Annotated in this window: 15 protein-coding genes; all 15 read left to right on the top strand. The window is 64.1% G+C overall.

Annotation, left to right across the window (positions count from 1 at the left end; genetic code table 11):
• Positions 1-12: 12 nt before the first annotated feature.
• The 15 genes from radA (at position 13) to ACEN9H_RS19980 (ending at position 16,132) form a co-directional block, all read left to right on the top strand.
• Positions 13-1,392, top strand: a complete 1,380-nt coding sequence (radA, locus tag ACEN9H_RS20050) for a DNA repair protein RadA (RefSeq protein WP_413671826.1) — start codon at positions 13-15, stop codon at positions 1,390-1,392.
• Between the two features lie 87 nt (positions 1,393-1,479).
• Positions 1,480-1,800, top strand: coding sequence for a PilZ domain-containing protein (locus ACEN9H_RS20045; RefSeq protein WP_413671825.1), 321 nt, complete (start codon positions 1,480-1,482; stop codon positions 1,798-1,800).
• Positions 1,801-2,307: 507 nt separating this feature from the next.
• Positions 2,308-3,351 carry a phosphate ABC transporter substrate-binding protein PstS gene (gene pstS / locus ACEN9H_RS20040; RefSeq protein WP_413671824.1) on the top strand — a complete coding sequence of 348 codons (1,044 nt, stop codon included), beginning with the start codon at positions 2,308-2,310 and terminating at the stop codon, positions 3,349-3,351.
• A 206-nt stretch (positions 3,352-3,557) separates the two neighbouring features.
• The gene (gene pstC / locus ACEN9H_RS20035) at positions 3,558-4,490 is read left to right on the top strand and encodes a phosphate ABC transporter permease subunit PstC (protein ID WP_371770033.1); all 933 of its coding nucleotides are present in this window, start codon (positions 3,558-3,560) and stop codon (positions 4,488-4,490) included.
• Entirely contained in the window at positions 4,490-5,356 is an 867-nt protein-coding gene (pstA, locus tag ACEN9H_RS20030; protein WP_413671823.1) for a phosphate ABC transporter permease PstA, read from the top strand. Before pstC ends, pstA begins: the two co-directional genes overlap by 1 nt.
• Positions 5,357-5,378: 22 nt before the next feature.
• Entirely contained in the window at positions 5,379-6,188 is an 810-nt protein-coding gene (gene pstB, locus ACEN9H_RS20025; RefSeq protein ID WP_082577728.1) for a phosphate ABC transporter ATP-binding protein PstB, read from the top strand.
• A gap of 35 nt (positions 6,189-6,223) precedes the next feature.
• On the top strand, positions 6,224-6,928 hold the full coding sequence (gene phoU / locus ACEN9H_RS20020; protein ID WP_056127954.1) for a phosphate signaling complex protein PhoU: 705 nt from the start codon (positions 6,224-6,226) through the stop codon (positions 6,926-6,928).
• Positions 6,929-6,931: 3 nt separating this feature from the next.
• A complete protein-coding gene (locus ACEN9H_RS20015) occupies positions 6,932-7,624 on the top strand; it encodes a response regulator (protein ID WP_056127958.1) in 693 nt (230 codons plus the stop codon).
• 13 nt (positions 7,625-7,637) lie between these two features.
• Complete coding sequence (gene phoR / locus ACEN9H_RS20010) at positions 7,638-8,930, top strand: phosphate regulon sensor histidine kinase PhoR (protein ID WP_413671822.1); 1,293 nt, start codon at positions 7,638-7,640, stop codon at positions 8,928-8,930.
• A gap of 72 nt (positions 8,931-9,002) precedes the next feature.
• A complete protein-coding gene (locus ACEN9H_RS20005) occupies positions 9,003-9,941 on the top strand; it encodes a patatin-like phospholipase family protein (RefSeq protein WP_413671821.1) in 939 nt (312 codons plus the stop codon).
• A gap of 43 nt (positions 9,942-9,984) precedes the next feature.
• Positions 9,985-10,392: a heme-binding protein gene (locus tag ACEN9H_RS20000; RefSeq protein ID WP_413671820.1), complete on the top strand. Its 408-nt coding sequence runs from the start codon at positions 9,985-9,987 to the stop codon at positions 10,390-10,392.
• A gap of 285 nt (positions 10,393-10,677) precedes the next feature.
• The gene (carA, locus tag ACEN9H_RS19995) at positions 10,678-11,841 is read left to right on the top strand and encodes a glutamine-hydrolyzing carbamoyl-phosphate synthase small subunit (protein ID WP_056127974.1); all 1,164 of its coding nucleotides are present in this window, start codon (positions 10,678-10,680) and stop codon (positions 11,839-11,841) included.
• Between the two features lie 10 nt (positions 11,842-11,851).
• Positions 11,852-15,082 carry a carbamoyl-phosphate synthase large subunit gene (gene carB, locus ACEN9H_RS19990; protein WP_413671819.1) on the top strand — a complete coding sequence of 1,077 codons (3,231 nt, stop codon included), beginning with the start codon at positions 11,852-11,854 and terminating at the stop codon, positions 15,080-15,082.
• 125 nt (positions 15,083-15,207) lie between these two features.
• Positions 15,208-15,681, top strand: a complete 474-nt coding sequence (gene greA / locus ACEN9H_RS19985; RefSeq protein WP_056127980.1) for a transcription elongation factor GreA — start codon at positions 15,208-15,210, stop codon at positions 15,679-15,681.
• A gap of 10 nt (positions 15,682-15,691) precedes the next feature.
• The gene (locus ACEN9H_RS19980) at positions 15,692-16,132 is read left to right on the top strand and encodes a DUF4149 domain-containing protein (protein ID WP_413671818.1); all 441 of its coding nucleotides are present in this window, start codon (positions 15,692-15,694) and stop codon (positions 16,130-16,132) included.
• Positions 16,133-16,144: the final 12 nt, after the last annotated feature.

The raw sequence follows: 16,144 nt of genomic DNA, 5'->3' as shown, positions 1-16,144 counted from the left end.
ATAAAAGGAATCATGGCTAAACCCCGTACCAGTTTCGTCTGCAGCGATTGCGGCAGCGTCGCCAGCCGCTGGACCGGCCAGTGCGCCGATTGCAAGGCCTGGAACACGATGACCGAGCAGGTCGAGACCGCCGGCCTGAACCGCATGTCGCAGACGCCGCATATGCATAAAAGCCTGGCGCAGACGGCCCCCGTGCTGTCGTTGGCCGACATCGAGGCGATCGACGTGCCCCGCTTCGGCACCGGCATCGACGAATTCGACCGCGTGCTGGGCGGCGGCCTCGTCGCGGGCGGCGTCGTGCTGATCGGCGGCGACCCCGGCATCGGCAAGTCGACCTTGCTGCTGCAGGCGCTGGCGAACCTGGCCGCGGCGCGCAGCACGCTGTACGTGTCCGGCGAGGAATCCGGCGCCCAGATCGCCCTGCGCGCGCGCCGCCTGCAGGTCGAGGCGAAAGACCTGAAGCTGCAGGCCGAGATCCAGCTGGAAAAAATCCTCGGCACCATTGCCGACCTCAAGCCGGACGTCGCCGTCATCGACTCCATCCAGACCTTGTACTCGGATGCGCTGACGTCGGCCCCCGGTTCCGTCTCGCAGGTGCGCGAATGCGCGGCGCAGCTCACGCGGGTGGCCAAGCAGACGGGCGTGACGATCATCCTCGTCGGCCACGTGACGAAGGAGGGCGCGCTCGCGGGGCCGCGCGTGCTGGAGCACATCGTCGACACCGTGCTGTATTTCGAAGGCGATACGCAGTCCAGCTTCCGTCTCGTGCGTGCCATCAAGAACCGTTTCGGCGCCGTCAACGAGCTGGGCGTGTTCGCGATGACGGAAAAGGGACTGAAAGGCGTGTCGAACCCGTCCGCACTATTCCTGTCGCAACACGACAACCAGGTGCCCGGTTCCTGCGTGATGGTGACGCAGGAGGGTACCCGGCCGCTGCTGGTCGAAGTGCAGGCGCTCGTCGACGCGAGTCATTTGCCGAACGCGCGCCGGCTGTCCGTCGGCCTCGAGCAGAACCGCCTCGCGATGCTGCTCGCGGTGCTGCACCGCCATGCCGGCATCGCCGCGTTCGACCAGGACGTATTCATCAATGCGGTGGGCGGCGTCAAGATCACGGAGCCGGCGGCCGACCTGGCCGTCCTGCTGGCGATCAATTCGTCGATGCGCAACAAGCCGCTGCCGCGCGGCCTCGTCGTGTTCGGCGAGGTGGGTCTGGCCGGCGAGATCCGCCCCGCCCCGCGCGGGCAGGAGCGTTTGCGCGAGGCGGCGAAGCTGGGCTTTTCCGTCGCCGTGATCCCGAAAGCCAATGTGCCGAAGCAAAAGATCGAGGGAATGACCATCGTGGCCGTCGAGCGGATCGATGAAGCATTCAGCAAGCTGCGCGAGCTCGACTGATCGCCGTAACTTAAATAGCGGTAACACGCAAGGTTATCGTTTGCACCTATAATGCCACCTCGTTTTTAAAAGGCTCACAGGTTAATCGTGGCAATAGATCAGAGGCAATCCGCACGCAAGATCCTGAAGGTGCGGGCCGTCCTGGCGATGGAGGGCCAGGCCCCCGTCCAGGGACGTACATCCGACATCGGCGCCAATGGCGTCAGCATTACCGTGCCGCATCCGCTGCAGGCGGGGCAGACGGGCCAGGTCGGCTTCGACCTGCTCGTCGACGGCACGCCGTTCCCCCTGCATGCGCGCGTGAAGGTGATGTATTGTATTTTCAGTAACGGTGAATTCAAGGCCGGGTTGCAGTTCATGAACCTGGACCTGGCGGCGATGAGCCAGGTGTCACGCTTCCTGCGCTGATTCATAGGCCGGTTGACAAGAAAAGCGGGGGGGGCCTTGGGCCCCGCCGCTTTTTCTTTGATGAGACCTCTGCGGCCCCCAATGCTATTCGTGATAGCGGTCGTGCAACTTTTGTGAACACCCGATGCCTTCGGAAATCACCCCATACAGCACGAGGACAACCATCCCGGTCAGCATCCCTGTAATGAATAACATACCGTTCGAACGCCGTTGAGCGCTCCCCCCTCATCTGTCATTCGAGATTGTAGGACTACTCCTCCATACTGCATAAACACTTTCAAATTAGCATAAGAAAAAGTATTTACAAGACACTTTTCTCGACGGTGGGAGAGGGTGGAGCCGCACATTGTGACAAGGCACGCAGGGCTGTGTGACATGTTTTTTCGGGCCGTCACATGATGCATCCCGCATGTCATATGGCCAGGTTGGCCATGTCATAAAGCCGTCATATTTGCTCACTACACTGCGCAGCATCAACCGTGTCACACCTAACCAAAGGACCTTGATATGCGCATGAAGCAACTGCTGGCAACCATCATCATCGGCACCACCGCCGCGTTCGCGAGCACCGCGACCCTGGCCGCCGACATCACCGGTGCTGGTTCCACCTTCGCCTACCCGATCTACGCGAAATGGGCGGAGATGTACAAGAAGACCAGCGGCAATGGCCTGAACTACCAATCGATCGGCTCGGGCGCCGGCATCAAGCAGATCAAGGCCAAGACCGTCGACTTCGGCGCATCGGACATGCCGCTGCCGGTCGAAGAGCTGAACGAAGCGGGCCTGATGCAGTTCCCGACCATCATGGGTGGCGTCGTCGCCATCGTCAACCTGGACGGCGTGGCGCCGGGCCAGCTGAAACTGACCGGTCCGGTCATCGCCGACATCTACCTGGGCAAGATCACCAAGTGGAACGACCAGGCGATCGCCGCCCTGAACCCGGGCGTGAAGCTGCCGGCCGAAGACATCACCGTCGTGCACCGCGCAGACGGTTCGGGCACCTCGTTCCTGTTCACGAATTTCCTGTCGCAGACCAATCCGGATTTCAAGGCGAAGATCGGTGCAGGCACCGCCGTGAAATGGGCTGTCGGCGTGGGCGGCAAGGGCAATGACGGCGTCGCCGCCAACGTCCAGCGCATCAAGGGCTCGATCGGCTACGTCGAGTGGGCATATGCCAAGAAGAACAAGCTGGCCCACACCCAGCTGAAGAACCGCGACGGCAACTTCCTGCAGCCGGACGACGACAACTTCAAGGCCGCCGCCGCCAACGCGGACTGGATCAAGGCACCGGGCTTCGGCGTCGTCCTGACCGACCAGCCGGGCAAGAACGCATGGCCGATCACCGGCGTGACGTACGCCATCGTTCACAAGTCGCAGGCCGACGGCGCCAAGGGCAAGGAAGTCCTGAAGTTCTTCGACTACGCCTTCAAGAGCGGCACCGCCGCCGCCAACGAGCTGGACTACGTGCCGATGCCGGAGTCCGTCACCAAGCTGGTGGAAGCCGCCTGGAAGAACAACCTGAAAGACGGTTCGGGCAAGGCGATCTGGTAATCGGGCAAACCCAAGGTGAGCAAACCCTGCGTGGGTAGCGTCGCTCCCACCTCCCGGCGCGAGGTCGGGCAGGTGGGAGTAACGCGTTTTTGCTTCTAGGTAATAAATTGGACAAACACATGAACGCACACCCCGCGCTCGCCGCCGACGAGGCCGGCCAGGCCGCGTTGCAGGAAGAAGCCCGCAACGTCGCACTGCGCAATACCATGCGCGTGCAGCGCATCCAGGACTTCATCTTCCACAAGGTGACCCTGTTGTTCGCCGCCAGCGTCCTGATCGTCCTCGTGGGCATCATCATTTCCCTGGCGATCGGCGCGGCGCCTGCGTTCCGCGAATTCGGCGCATCCTTCCTCATCACCAACGAGTGGGATCCCGTCAACGACAAATTCGGCGCGCTGATCGCCATCACGGGCACGCTGGTCACGTCGATCATCGCGCTGCTCGTCGCTTTTCCCATCAGCTTCGGCATCGCGCTGTTCCTCACCGAGATCTGCCCGGCCTGGCTGCGCCGCCCGATGGGCATGGCCGTCGAACTGCTGGCCGGCGTGCCGTCGATCATCTACGGCATGTGGGGCCTGTTCGTGTTCGCGCCGCTGTTCGGCGACACCATCCAGCCGTTCCTGAAAAAGACGCTGGGCGTGCTGCCGTTCATCGGCCCGTTCTTCCAGGGCCCGACGATGGGCCTGGGCCTCCTGACCGCCGGGATCATTCTTGCCGTGATGATCATCCCGTTCATCGCCTCCGTCATGCGCGACGTGTTCGAGATCGTGCCGGCCGTGCTGAAGGAATCCGCTTACGGCCTCGGCTGCACCAAATGGGAAGTCGTGCGCAAGATCGTGCTGCCGTACACCCGCGCCGGCGTCGTCGGCGGCGTGATGCTGGGCCTGGGCCGCGCGCTGGGCGAGACGATGGCCGTCACGTTCGTCATCGGCAACGCCAACGACATCAAGCTGTCGCTGTTCGCGCCGGGTAATTCGATTTCCTCGACGCTGGCCAATGAATTCGCCGAAGCCAGCTCGCAATTGCACGTGTCCTCGCTGTTCGCGCTGGGCCTGATCCTGTTCGCCATCACGTTCATCGTGCTGTCGGCCGCCAAATTGATGCTCGTCGGGATGTCCCGCAAGGAAGGGGTGAAGTAATGGATGCCGCAGTTAATTCTCCTGTCAATTCGGTGTATCGCCGCCGCCTCCTGTCGCACCGCATCGGCATCGCGCTGTCCGTGATGGCGATGGCTATCGGCCTCGGCTTCCTGCTGTGGATCCTGGAGACCCTGCTGGTCAATGGCTTCGGCGCACTGTCGCACACGCTGTTCACGATGGACACGCCGGCGCCGGGCAGCCCGGGCGGTGTGCGCAACGCGATCGTCGGCAGCCTCATGATGGTGGGCCTGTCCACGGCGATCTCGACGCCGGTCGGCATCCTGGCCGGCATCTATCTCGCCGAGTACGGCCAGAACAACAAGTTCGCCGCCGTCACGCGCTTCGTCACGGACATCATGCTGTCGGCACCATCGATCGTGGTCGGCCTGTTCGTGTACGCCCTGTGCGTGGCGCGCTTCGGGCATTTCTCCGGCTATGCGGGCACGATCGCACTGTCGCTGATCGCGATCCCGGTCGTCGTCCGCACGACCGACAACATGCTGCACCTGGTGCCGAACAGCCTGCTGGAAGCGGCGTTCGCGCTGGGCGCGCCGCGCTGGAAAGTGGCGATGATGGTGCGCCTGCGCGCCGTGAAGGCGGGCGTCGTGACCGGCGTGCTGCTGGCCGTGGCCCGTATCGCCGGCGAGACGGCGCCGCTGCTGTTCACCGCGCTGAACAACCAGTTCTTCAGCCTCGACATGAAACAGCCGATGGCCAACCTGCCGGTGGCGATCTACCTTTTCGCGATGAGCTCGTACGAAGACTGGCGCAGCCTCGCCTGGGGTGCGGCGCTGCTGGTGACGTTCAGCGTGCTGCTCCTGAATATCCTGTCGCGGACCCTGTTCCGCCAAAAGAACCCGCAATAAATCGACGAAGACCCTAGATCCCATGATGACCCAGACCCTGTCCACCCCGACGCCGCCGGCGACCAACGCCAAGCCGAAGACCAAGACGATCGAGATCTCCGGCCTGGACTTTTATTACGGTAAGACGAAGAGCCTGAAGAACGTCAGCCTGGACGTCCACGACAAGCAGGTCACGGCATTCATCGGCCCGTCGGGCTGCGGCAAGTCGACCTTGCTGCGCACGCTGAACCGCATGTACGACCTGTACCCGGGCCAGCGTGCCGAGGGCGCCATCCGGTACCGCGGCCGGAATATCCTGGAGCCCGGCGTCGACGTGAACATGCTGCGCGCGAAGATCGGCATGGTGTTCCAGAAGCCGACGCCGTTCCCGATGTCCATCTACGACAACATCGCGTTCGGCGTGCGCCTGTACGAAGACCTGTCCAAGGGCGAGATGGACGAGCGCGTGGAATGGGCGCTGAAGAAGGCCGCGCTGTGGACCGAAGTGAAGGACAAGCTGAACAAGAGCGGCCTGTCGCTGTCCGGCGGCCAGCAGCAGCGCCTGTGCATCGCGCGCGGCGTCGCGGTGAAGCCGGACGTGCTGCTGCTGGACGAGCCGACCTCCGCGCTGGACCCGATCTCGACGTCGAAGATCGAGGAACTGATCAGCGAACTGAAGGGCGACTACACGATCGCCATCGTCACGCACAACATGCAGCAGGCCGCGCGCTGCTCGGACTACACGGCGTACATGTACCTGGGCGAACTGGTGGAATTCGGCGAGACCGACCAGCTGTTCCTGAACCCTGTGCGTAAAGAGACCCAGGATTACATTACCGGCCGTTTCGGTTGATGCGGTAAGATTACATTATTGAACAGGATGAACACATGGTAGGCGAGCACTCTTCCAAGCAGTACGACCAGGAACTGGAAGCGATCCGGTCGAAAGTGCTGCTCATGGGCGGCATGGTGGAAACGCAGTTCGACGAGGCGGTGAATGCGTTCCGCGTCGGCAACACCGAGCAGGCCGACAAGGTCGTGGCGGACGACCACGCCGTCAACCAGCTCGAAGTGCAGCTGGACGACGCCTGCAGCCACCTGATCGTGCGCCGCCAGCCGGCCGCCAACGACCTGCGTACGATCATGGCGACGATCAAGGTGATCACGGACCTCGAGCGCATCGGCGACGAGGCCGCCAAGATCGCCCGCACGGCCAAGAGCCTGCACGAGCGCGGCATGGTCAGCTTCAACCACTACGAGACGGTGCGCACGATCTCGCGCGCCACGGCCGACATGCTGCACGACGCGCTGGATGCGTTCGCGCGCCTGGACGGCAAGGCGGCCGTACAGATCATCGCCCAGGACGACGTCATCGACCACGAGTTCCGCACCATCATGCGCAGTACGATCACGTTCATGATGGAAGACCCGCGCACGATCTCGTCGGCGCTGGACGTATTGTGGGTCGCGAAGGCGATCGAGCGCATCGGCGACCACGCGAAGAACATCGCCGAGTACGTGATCTACGTGGTCGAGGGCAGGGATATTCGTCATAGCAAACCGCAAGCCGTCGCGGCCGGCGGAGAAGGGTGATCGATGGCGGCCAACACGAGCGTCCTGATTGTCGAAGATGAGCCGGCGATCGTCGAACTGGTGAGCTATTCGCTGCGCGAGACGGGCTGGGATATCCGCACGGCCGCGAACGTGGCGTCGGCCTGGGATTCGATCGTGCACGGCAGGCCCGACCTGCTGCTGCTGGACTGGATGCTGCCCGACCAGAGCGGCCTGCGCCTGCTGTCGCGCCTGCGCGGCGACCGCGATTTCCAGGACATCCCCGTCATCATGCTGACGGCGAAGAGCATGGAAGAGGACAAGATCGCGGGGCTCAATACCGGCGCCGACGACTACGTGACGAAGCCGTTCTCGCCGCGCGAACTGGTGGCCCGCTCGAAAGCGCTGCTGCGCCGCAAGAGCCCGCACCTGGCAGAGGCGCCGCTGTCGGCCGGTCCGGTCATGCTCGATCCGGCCAGCTGCACGGTCACCCTGGACGGCCGCCAGCTCGATATGGGGAACGCCGAATACCGCCTGCTGAAATTCCTGATGGCGCACCGCGAGCGCGTGTTTTCGCGCAGCCAGCTGCTCGACAAGGTGTGGGGCGACGCCGCGGCCGTCGAGGAACGCACGGTGGACGTCCACGTCCTCCGCCTGCGCAAGGCGTTGAAGGAAGCGGAAAAGCTGATCAAGACCGTGCGCAGCGTGGGCTACATGCTGAGCGAGAAAGAAAAATAGAAAGGTCGTCCGCTTGAATCCTCGCGTCATGTTCTGGGTCCCGGCGCTGCTGCGCCTGGCCCTGATGCTCGCGGTCGCCGGCATCGCGTGGTGGCTGCTGGGTCCTGTCTCCGGGCTGGCGCTCGCGCTGCTCATCACGCTCGGCCTGCTGATTTCCCAACTGGCCTATTTGCACAAGCTGGGCGAGTGGCTCGACGACCCGCAGAGCACGAAGCTGCCGGACGGGTGGGGCGCGTGGACGGACGTCTTCGCCCGGTTGTACCGCCTCCGCCGCGACGACGAACGCAACCGCGACGAGCTGACGGAATGGCTCGCGCGCTTCCGCCAGGCCATGCATCTGCTGCCGGAAGGCGTGGCGATCATGGACGACGTCCTGTTCCTCGAATGGTGCAACCCGGCGGCCGAGCACCACCTGGGCCTCACGCTGGAACAGGACAAGGGCCGGCGCGTGACCAACCTGATCCGCCATCCGGAATTCATCGACTACCTGATCCTTGGCCGCTACGAACAGCCGCTCACCCTGTCGATCCGCGGCCGCAAGCTGATCGTGCAGATCATCCCGTTCGAGAACCGCCGGCAAATCCTCGTGACCCACGACGCCACCGAGACGGAACGCATCGAAGCGATGCGCCGCGACTTCATCGCCAACGCATCGCACGAGCTGCGCACGCCGCTGACGGTGATCGTCGGCTTCCTCGAGATCGCGCTCGCCGACCCTGGCCTGGACGAGAAGACGCGCACCGCGCACCTGATGCTGATGACGGAACAGGCGCAGCGCATGCAGCGGCTGATCGAGGACATGCTCACCTTGTCGCGCCTCGAATCGGACGAGTATCCCCTGAAGCGCGAGCGCGTGGATGTGCGCGCCCTCGTCGCGCAGGTGGCGAACGACGCGCGCGCGCTGTCGAACGGCCGCCACGAGATCGACTTCGCCGTCGACGGTCCGGACGTGATGGGCAGCAGCGAAGAGCTGCGCAGCGCGTTCGGCAACCTGGCCAGCAACGCCGTGCGCTATACGCCGGCGGGCGGCCGGATCGAACTGCGCTGGCTGCGCGGCCCGAACGACCTGCGTTTCGAAGTGATCGACAACGGCATCGGCATCGACGAGCAGCACATCTCGCGCCTGACGGAGCGTTTCTACCGCGTCGACAAGAGCCGCTCGCGCGAGACGCAGGGCACGGGCCTCGGTCTCGCCATCGTCAAGCACGTGCTGCTGCGCCACGGCGGCAAGCTCGCGATCCGGTCCACGCCGGGCAAGGGCAGCGTGTTTACGGCCACGCTGCCGAATACGTCGCTGCCGGGTTAGCTGGCAGATCATCATCTTACGGGGCGCTTAAACGGGGCCGGCAAACGGGCGGGATCGGGTTACAATCTCGGGATGACCTTTTCCCGACGTTCCCTTCTCGCCACGCTCGGTGCCGCGGCACTGCTCGCGGGCTGCGGCTCCACGCCCACCCAGCCGGCCGCGCCGGTGGCCGCCACGCCGAGCCCCGTCCCGCTGCGTCACGTGAAAATCGCGCTCGCCCTCGGCGGCGGCGCCGCGCGCGGCTTCGCCCACATCGGCGTGATCAAGGCCCTGGAAGCCCAGGGCATCGTGCCCGACATCGTCGTCGGCACGAGTGCCGGTTCCGTCGTCGGCGCGCTGTACGCGTCCGGCTACAACGGATTCCAGCTGCAGAAGATCGCCCTCGACATGGACGAGACGACGATCTCCGACTGGGCCATCCCGTTCTTCAGCAAGGCCCCCGGCGTGCTGAAAGGGGAGGCGCTGCAGACCTATGTGAACAAGGCCGTGCACAACCAGCCGATCGAAAAGCTCAAGATTCCATTCGGCGCCGTCGCCACGGACCTGAAGACGGGCAAGCCGATCCTGTTCCGCCGTGGTAACACCGGCATGGCCGTGCGCGCGTCGTCGTCGGTGCCCGGCGTGTTCCAGCCGGTCGTGATCAGCGGCCGCAGCTACGTCGACGGCGGCCTCGTCGCCCCCGTGCCCGTTCGCTTCGCGAAGGAAATGGGCGCCGAATTCATCATCGCGGTTAATATCTCCAGTGCGACCGAGGCGCAGGCCACCGCGAGTTCCGTGGACGTGCTGATGCAGACCTTCACCATCATGGGCCAGCGCCTGAACCAGTACGAGCTGAAGGATGCCGACGTCGTCATCACGCCCGCGCTGGGCACGATGGGCAGCGCCGACTTCACCGGCCGCAACCTGGCCGTGCTGGCCGGCGAGCAGGCCGCGGCCGGCGTCATGGCCGACCTCAAGGCCAGGCTGAAGGCCAAACAGGGCACGCCGGCCCCGCTGTCGGCCGCGCGCTGATCGCAGACCTTTTTTGTAACGCCACACGAAAGAAAGACTCAAGATGCAAACCAAGCCCGTCCTTACCCTCGAAGACATCAAGAAGATCGCCGCCGGCGCCGAAGCCGAAGCGGTCGCTAACGGCTGGAAAGTCGTCATCGCCATCTGCGACGACGGCGGCCACCCGCTGTGGCTGCAGCGCCTGGACGGCGCCGCCCCGGTATCGGCCCACATCGCCCCGGCCAAGGCCAGGACGGCCGCGCTGGGCCGTCGTGAGTCGAAGATCTACGAGGACATGATCAACAACGGCCGCGTGTCGTTCGCCCGCGCGCCGGAACTGGACGGCATGCTGGAAGGCGGCGTGCCCATCGTCGTCAACGGCGACGTCGTCGGCGCCGTGGGCGTGTCGGGCGTGAAATCGGCGGAAGACGCGCAGATCGCCAAGGCCGGTATCGCCGCGCTGGGCCTGTAATTTACGTTTACGTCAAGTCGGCGGGCGTGGTGCGACAGATCGTCGCGCCCGCCCGCCGATTTTTTTTCTGCAGGGTATTTAGAGGAAAAACGTAGGGCGGGCGATTGCCGGCCGATATAAATCGCGCTATAATTCAGAGGTTTAGCCATCACTTATCTGCCGTAGCGACTACCCCACACATACCTCTATCTAGCGACCTGTAACACTGGGCGAGATGCATGCCCACACCCTGTTCAGGCCGGTCTGACGTGGCGCAGCCTACGGCGACTTTATCGGGAGTTGCCCTTGCCGCCATTTTTTTCTGGCCCAGCCGTTCCAGCCATCCTCGCTCTGGCAGACGGAACCATTTTCAAAGGATATTCGATCGGCGCCGCCGGTCACACCATCGGTGAAGTGGTATTCAATACCGCCATCACCGGGTACCAGGAAATCCTGACCGACCCCAGCTATTCGCGTCAGATCGTCACGCTGACGTACCCCCATATCGGCAACTACGGCATCAACGCCGAAGACGTCGAAGCCTCGAAAGTCCACGCCGCCGGCCTGATCATCCGTGACCTGCCGCTGCTGGCCTCGAATTTCCGCTCCACCCAATCGCTGTCGGACTACCTGAAGCAGGAAAACGTCGTCGCCATCGCCGGCATCGACACCCGCAAGCTGACCCGCATCCTGCGCGAGAAGGGCGCCCAGAACGGCGCGATCCTGACCGGCACGCAGGGCAATGAGCCGTCGGAAGCGCAGGCGCTGGAACTGGCGCGCTCGTTCCCGGGCCTGAACGGCATGGACCTGGCGAAGGTCGTCTCCGTCAAGGAACCGTACACGTTCGACCAGACCGAATGGAAGCTGGGCGAGGGCTACGGCAAGCAGGAGAACCCGCAGTTCCACGTCGTCGCCTTCGACTACGGCGTCAAGCGCAACATCCTGCGCATGCTGGCCGAGCGCGGCTGCAAGATCACCGTGCTGCCGGCGCAAGCCACCGCGGAAGAAGCGCTGGCTCTGAATCCGGACGGCATCTTCCTCGCCAATGGTCCGGGCGACCCGGCCGCGTGCGACTACGCGATCGCCGCGACGAAGAAAGTGATCGACTCGGGCATCCCGACGTTCGGCATCTGCCTCGGCCACCAGATCATGGCGCTGGCCTCGGGCGCGAAGACCGTCAAGATGAAGTTCGGCCACCACGGCGCCAACCACCCGGTGCAGGACCTGGATTCGAAGCAGGTCATGATCACGTCGCAGAACCACGGCTTCGCAGTCGATGCCGCGACGCTGCCGGCCAACTGCCGCGTGACCCACGTGTCGCTGTTCGACGGCTCGCTGCAGGGCTTCGAGCGCACCGACAAGCCGGCGTTCTGCTTCCAGGGCCACCCGGAAGCGTCGCCCGGCCCGACGGACGTCGCCTACCTGTTCGACCGTTTCATCAGCAAGATGCAAGCCCACGCCAGCAAGTGAGAAGAAATAAATGCCAAAACGTACTGACATCAAAAGCATCCTGATCATCGGCGCGGGCCCGATCGTCATCGGCCAGGCGGTCGAATTCGACTACTCCGGCGCCCAGGCCTGCAAGGCGCTGCGCGAAGAAGGCTACAAGGTCATCCTGGTCAACTCGAACCCGGCGACCATCATGACGGACCCGGAAACGGCCGACGTCACCTACATCGAGCCGATCACGTGGAAGGCCGTCGAGCGCATCATCGACAAGGAGCGTCCGGACGCGATCCTGCCGACGATGGGCGGCCAGACCGCGCTGAACTGCGCGCTGGACCTGCACCGCCACGGCGTCCTCGACAAGTACAAGGTCGAACTGATCGGCGCGACGCCGGAAGCCATCGACAAGGCCGAGGACCGCTTCAAGTTCAAGGAAGCGATGACCAAGATCGGCCTGGGTTCGGCCCGTTCCGGCATCGCCCACTCGATGGACGAAGCGCGCACCGTGCAGCGCGAACTGGGCTTCCCGACCATCATCCGTCCGTCGTTCACGATGGGCGGCTCGGGCGGCGGCATCGCTTACAACGAAGAAGAATTCGAAGCGATCTGCAAGCGCGGCCTGGAAGCGTCGCCGACCTCCGAACTGCTGATCGAAGAATCGCTGCTCGGCTGGAAAGAGTACGAGATGGAAGTCGTGCGCGACAAGAAGGACAACTGCATCATCATTTGCTCGATCGAGAACCTCGATCCGATGGGCGTGCACACGGGCGACTCGATCACGGTCGCGCCGGCGCAGACGCTGACGGACAAGGAATACCAGATCATGCGCAACGCGTCGATCAACGTGCTGCGCGAAATCGGCGTCGACACGGGCGGCTCGAACGTGCAGTTCTCGATCAACCCGAAGGACGGCCGCATGATCGTCATCGAGATGAACCCGCGCGTGTCGCGTTCGTCCGCTTTGGCATCGAAGGCCACCGGCTTCCCCATTGCCAAAGTTGCAGCGAAATTGGCGGTAGGGTTCACGCTGGATGAGCTGCGCAACGAGATCACCGGCGGCGCGACCCCGGCCTCGTTCGAGCCGTCGATCGACTACGTCGTGACGAAGATCCCGCGCTTCACGTTCGAGAAATTCCCGACCGCCGACAAGCACCTGACGACGCAGATGAAGTCCGTCGGCGAAGTGATGGCGATCGGCCGCACGTTCCAGGAATCGTTCCAGAAAGCGCTGCGCGGCCTGGAAGTCGGCGTCGACGGCCTGAACGAAAAGACCCGCGACCGCGAAAAGATCGAGGAAGAACTGGGCGAGCCGGGTCCGGAGCGCATCTGGTACGTGGGCGACGCGTTCGCGCAGGGTTTCACGCTGGAAGAGGTGCACAACCTCACCAAGATCGATCCGTGGTTCCTCATCCAGATCAAGGAAATCGTCGACATCGAACTGTGGCTGGATCACCAGAAGCTGGACAGCCTCGACAAGCCGACGCTGTATAAACTGAAGCAGAAGGGCTTCTCCGACCGCCGCCTCGCGTTCCTGATGCAGACGACGCCGGAAGCCGTGCGCGCCAAGCGCCACGAGTTCGGCATCCGTCCGGTCTACAAGCGCGTCGACACCTGCGCCGCCGAATTCGCGACCAATACCGCGTACATGTACTCGACGTACGACGAGGAATGCGAGTCGAATCCGACCGACAAGAAGAAGATCATGGTGCTGGGCGGTGGCCCGAACCGCATCGGCCAGGGCATCGAGTTCGACTACTGCTGCGTGCACGCGGCCCTCGCGATGCGCGAAGACGGCTACGAGACCATCATGGTCAACTGCAACCCGGAGACCGTGTCGACCGACTACGACACGTCCGACCGCCTCTACTTCGAATCGCTGACCCTGGAAGACGTGCTCGAAATCGTCGACCTGGAAAAGCCGGAAGGCGTGATCGTCCAGTACGGCGGCCAGACCCCGCTGAAGCTCGCGCTGGACCTGGAAAAGAACGGCGTCCCGATCATCGGCACGTCGCCGGACATGATCGACGCGGCCGAAGACCGCGAGCGCTTCCAGAAGCTGCTGCAGGACCTGGGCCTGCGCCAGCCGCCGAACCGCACCGCGCGCACGGAAGCCGAAGCGCTGGCGCTGGCGTCCGAGATCGGCTACCCGCTCGTCGTGCGTCCGTCGTACGTGCTGGGCGGCCGCGCGATGGAGATCGTCCACGAGCAGCGCGACCTCGAACGCTACATGCGCGAGGCCGTGAAGGTGTCGAACGATTCGCCGGTGCTGCTGGACCGCTTCCTGAACGACGCGATCGAAGTCGACGTCGACTGCATCTCGGACGGCGAGACGACCTTCATCGGCGGCGTGATGGAACACATCGAGCAGGCCGGCGTGCACTCGGGCGACTCCGCGTGCTCGCTGCCGCCGTACTCGCTGGCCCAGGCCACCATCGATGAACTGAAGCGCCAGACCTCGCTGATGGCGAAGGCGCTGAACGTCGTCGGCCTGATGAACGTGCAGTTCGCGATCCAGCAGTCGGAAGTCGACGGCCAGACCGTGGACACCGTGTATGTGCTGGAAGTGAACCCGCGCGCCTCGCGTACCGTGCCGTTCGTGTCGAAGGCGACGGGCCTGCAGCTGGCGAAGATCGCCGCACGCTGCATGGTCGGCCAGACGCTCGCACAGCAGGGCGTCACGAAAGAGATCGTGCCGCCGTTCTATAGCGTCAAGGAAGCCGTGTTCCCGTTCGTGAAGTTCCCGGGCGTCGACACGATCCTCGGCCCGGAGATGAAGTCGACGGGCGAAGTGATGGGCGTGGGCATGACGTTCGGCGAAGCGTTCGTCAAGTCGCAGCTGGCGGCCGGCATCATCCTGCCGGAGACCGGCCGCGTGTTCCTGTCCGTGAAGGGCTCGGACAAGCCGCGCACCGTGAAAGTGGCGCGCGACCTCGTCGAACTGGGCTTCTCGCTCGTCGCGACGAAGGGCACCGCGGCCGTCATCGCCGCCGCCGGCATCCCGGTCACTCCGGTCAACAAGGTGATCGAAGGCCGTCCGCACATCGTCGACATGATCAAGAACCACGAGATCGCGATGGTGGTGAACACGGTCGAAGAGAAGCGCAGCGCCATCGCCGACTCGCGTACGATCCGTACGTCGGCACTGCAGGCGCGCGTGGTCACCTACACGACCATCGCCGGCGCCGAGGCGGCCGTGCAGGGCATGCGTCACCTGGACGAACTGCGGGTGTACGATTTACAAGGCCTGCATAAAACCTTAAACTAAGCGGCGATGCGGTAACATAGCACCACCGCTTAGCAGTACCTAAGACCACAGAGTTCGCGCGGCTTGCGCCGTGCGGCTCTGTGGTTTTCACTTGGTACGTCCGCAAACACTGAGAACAGAATACGATGAACACTCCATTGACCAAATTCGGCGCCGAGAAGTTGAAGGAAGAGCTGCACCAGCTCAAGACCAAGGAACGCCGCAACGTGATCGATGCGATCGCCGAGGCGCGCTCGCACGGCGACCTGTCGGAAAACGCCGAATACGACGCCGCCAAGGAGCGCCAGGCCTTCGTCGAAGGCCGAATCGCCGAGCTGGAGCAGAAGCTGTCCACCGCGCAGATCATCGACCCGTCCACGCTGGATGCGGAAGGCCGCGTCGTGTTCGCTTCGACCGTCGACCTCGAGGACCTCGACAACGGCCAGAAGGTCACCTACCAGATCGTCGGCATCGACGAAGCCGACCTCAAGGAGAACAAGGTCTCCGTCACCTCGCCGATCGCGCGCGCGCTGATCGGCAAATACGCCGGCGACGTGGTCGAAGTGCAGGCGCCGTCCGGCCCGCGCGAATACGAAATCCTGGAAGTCCGCTACGTTTAATTCCGCCACGATGCTCGCCAACGCGCGCCTGCTGCTGGCCGCCCTGTGGGCCGGCAGTATCTGGGCCGTCAGCTACCTGGCCGCGCCGAGCGCGTTCGCCGTGCTCGACAGCACGCAGGCGGGCAACGTCGTCGGCGTCATGCTGACGCGCTCGGCCTGGCTGGCGATCGCGTTGGCCGTGCTGCTGGCGCTGCTGACGTCGCGTGCGGCGGATGTGGACGCGCGGCGCAAGCGCTGGCTGTATGCGCTGATCGCCGGCATGCTGGCATGCAGCCTCGTCGTCTACCTGGGCCTGCAGCCGATGATGGCGGCGATCCGCGCAGCGGCCGGGCCGGCCGGTGTGCGGGCGTCGCCGCAGTGGGGCACGTTCGCGGCGCTGCACGGGGTCTCGCAGGTGTTGTACCTGGCCGAGAGCATCCTTGGCGCGCTTCTTGTCGTGAAGGCCCGCTGAGGCATAAAAAAA

This window comes from Massilia cellulosiltytica (assembly GCF_047325105.1).
GTDB lineage: Bacteria > Pseudomonadota > Gammaproteobacteria > Burkholderiales > Burkholderiaceae_D > Telluria > Telluria orientalis.
Note: the sequence above shows the minus strand (reverse complement) of the source record. Positions and strands in the feature narration are given on the sequence as shown.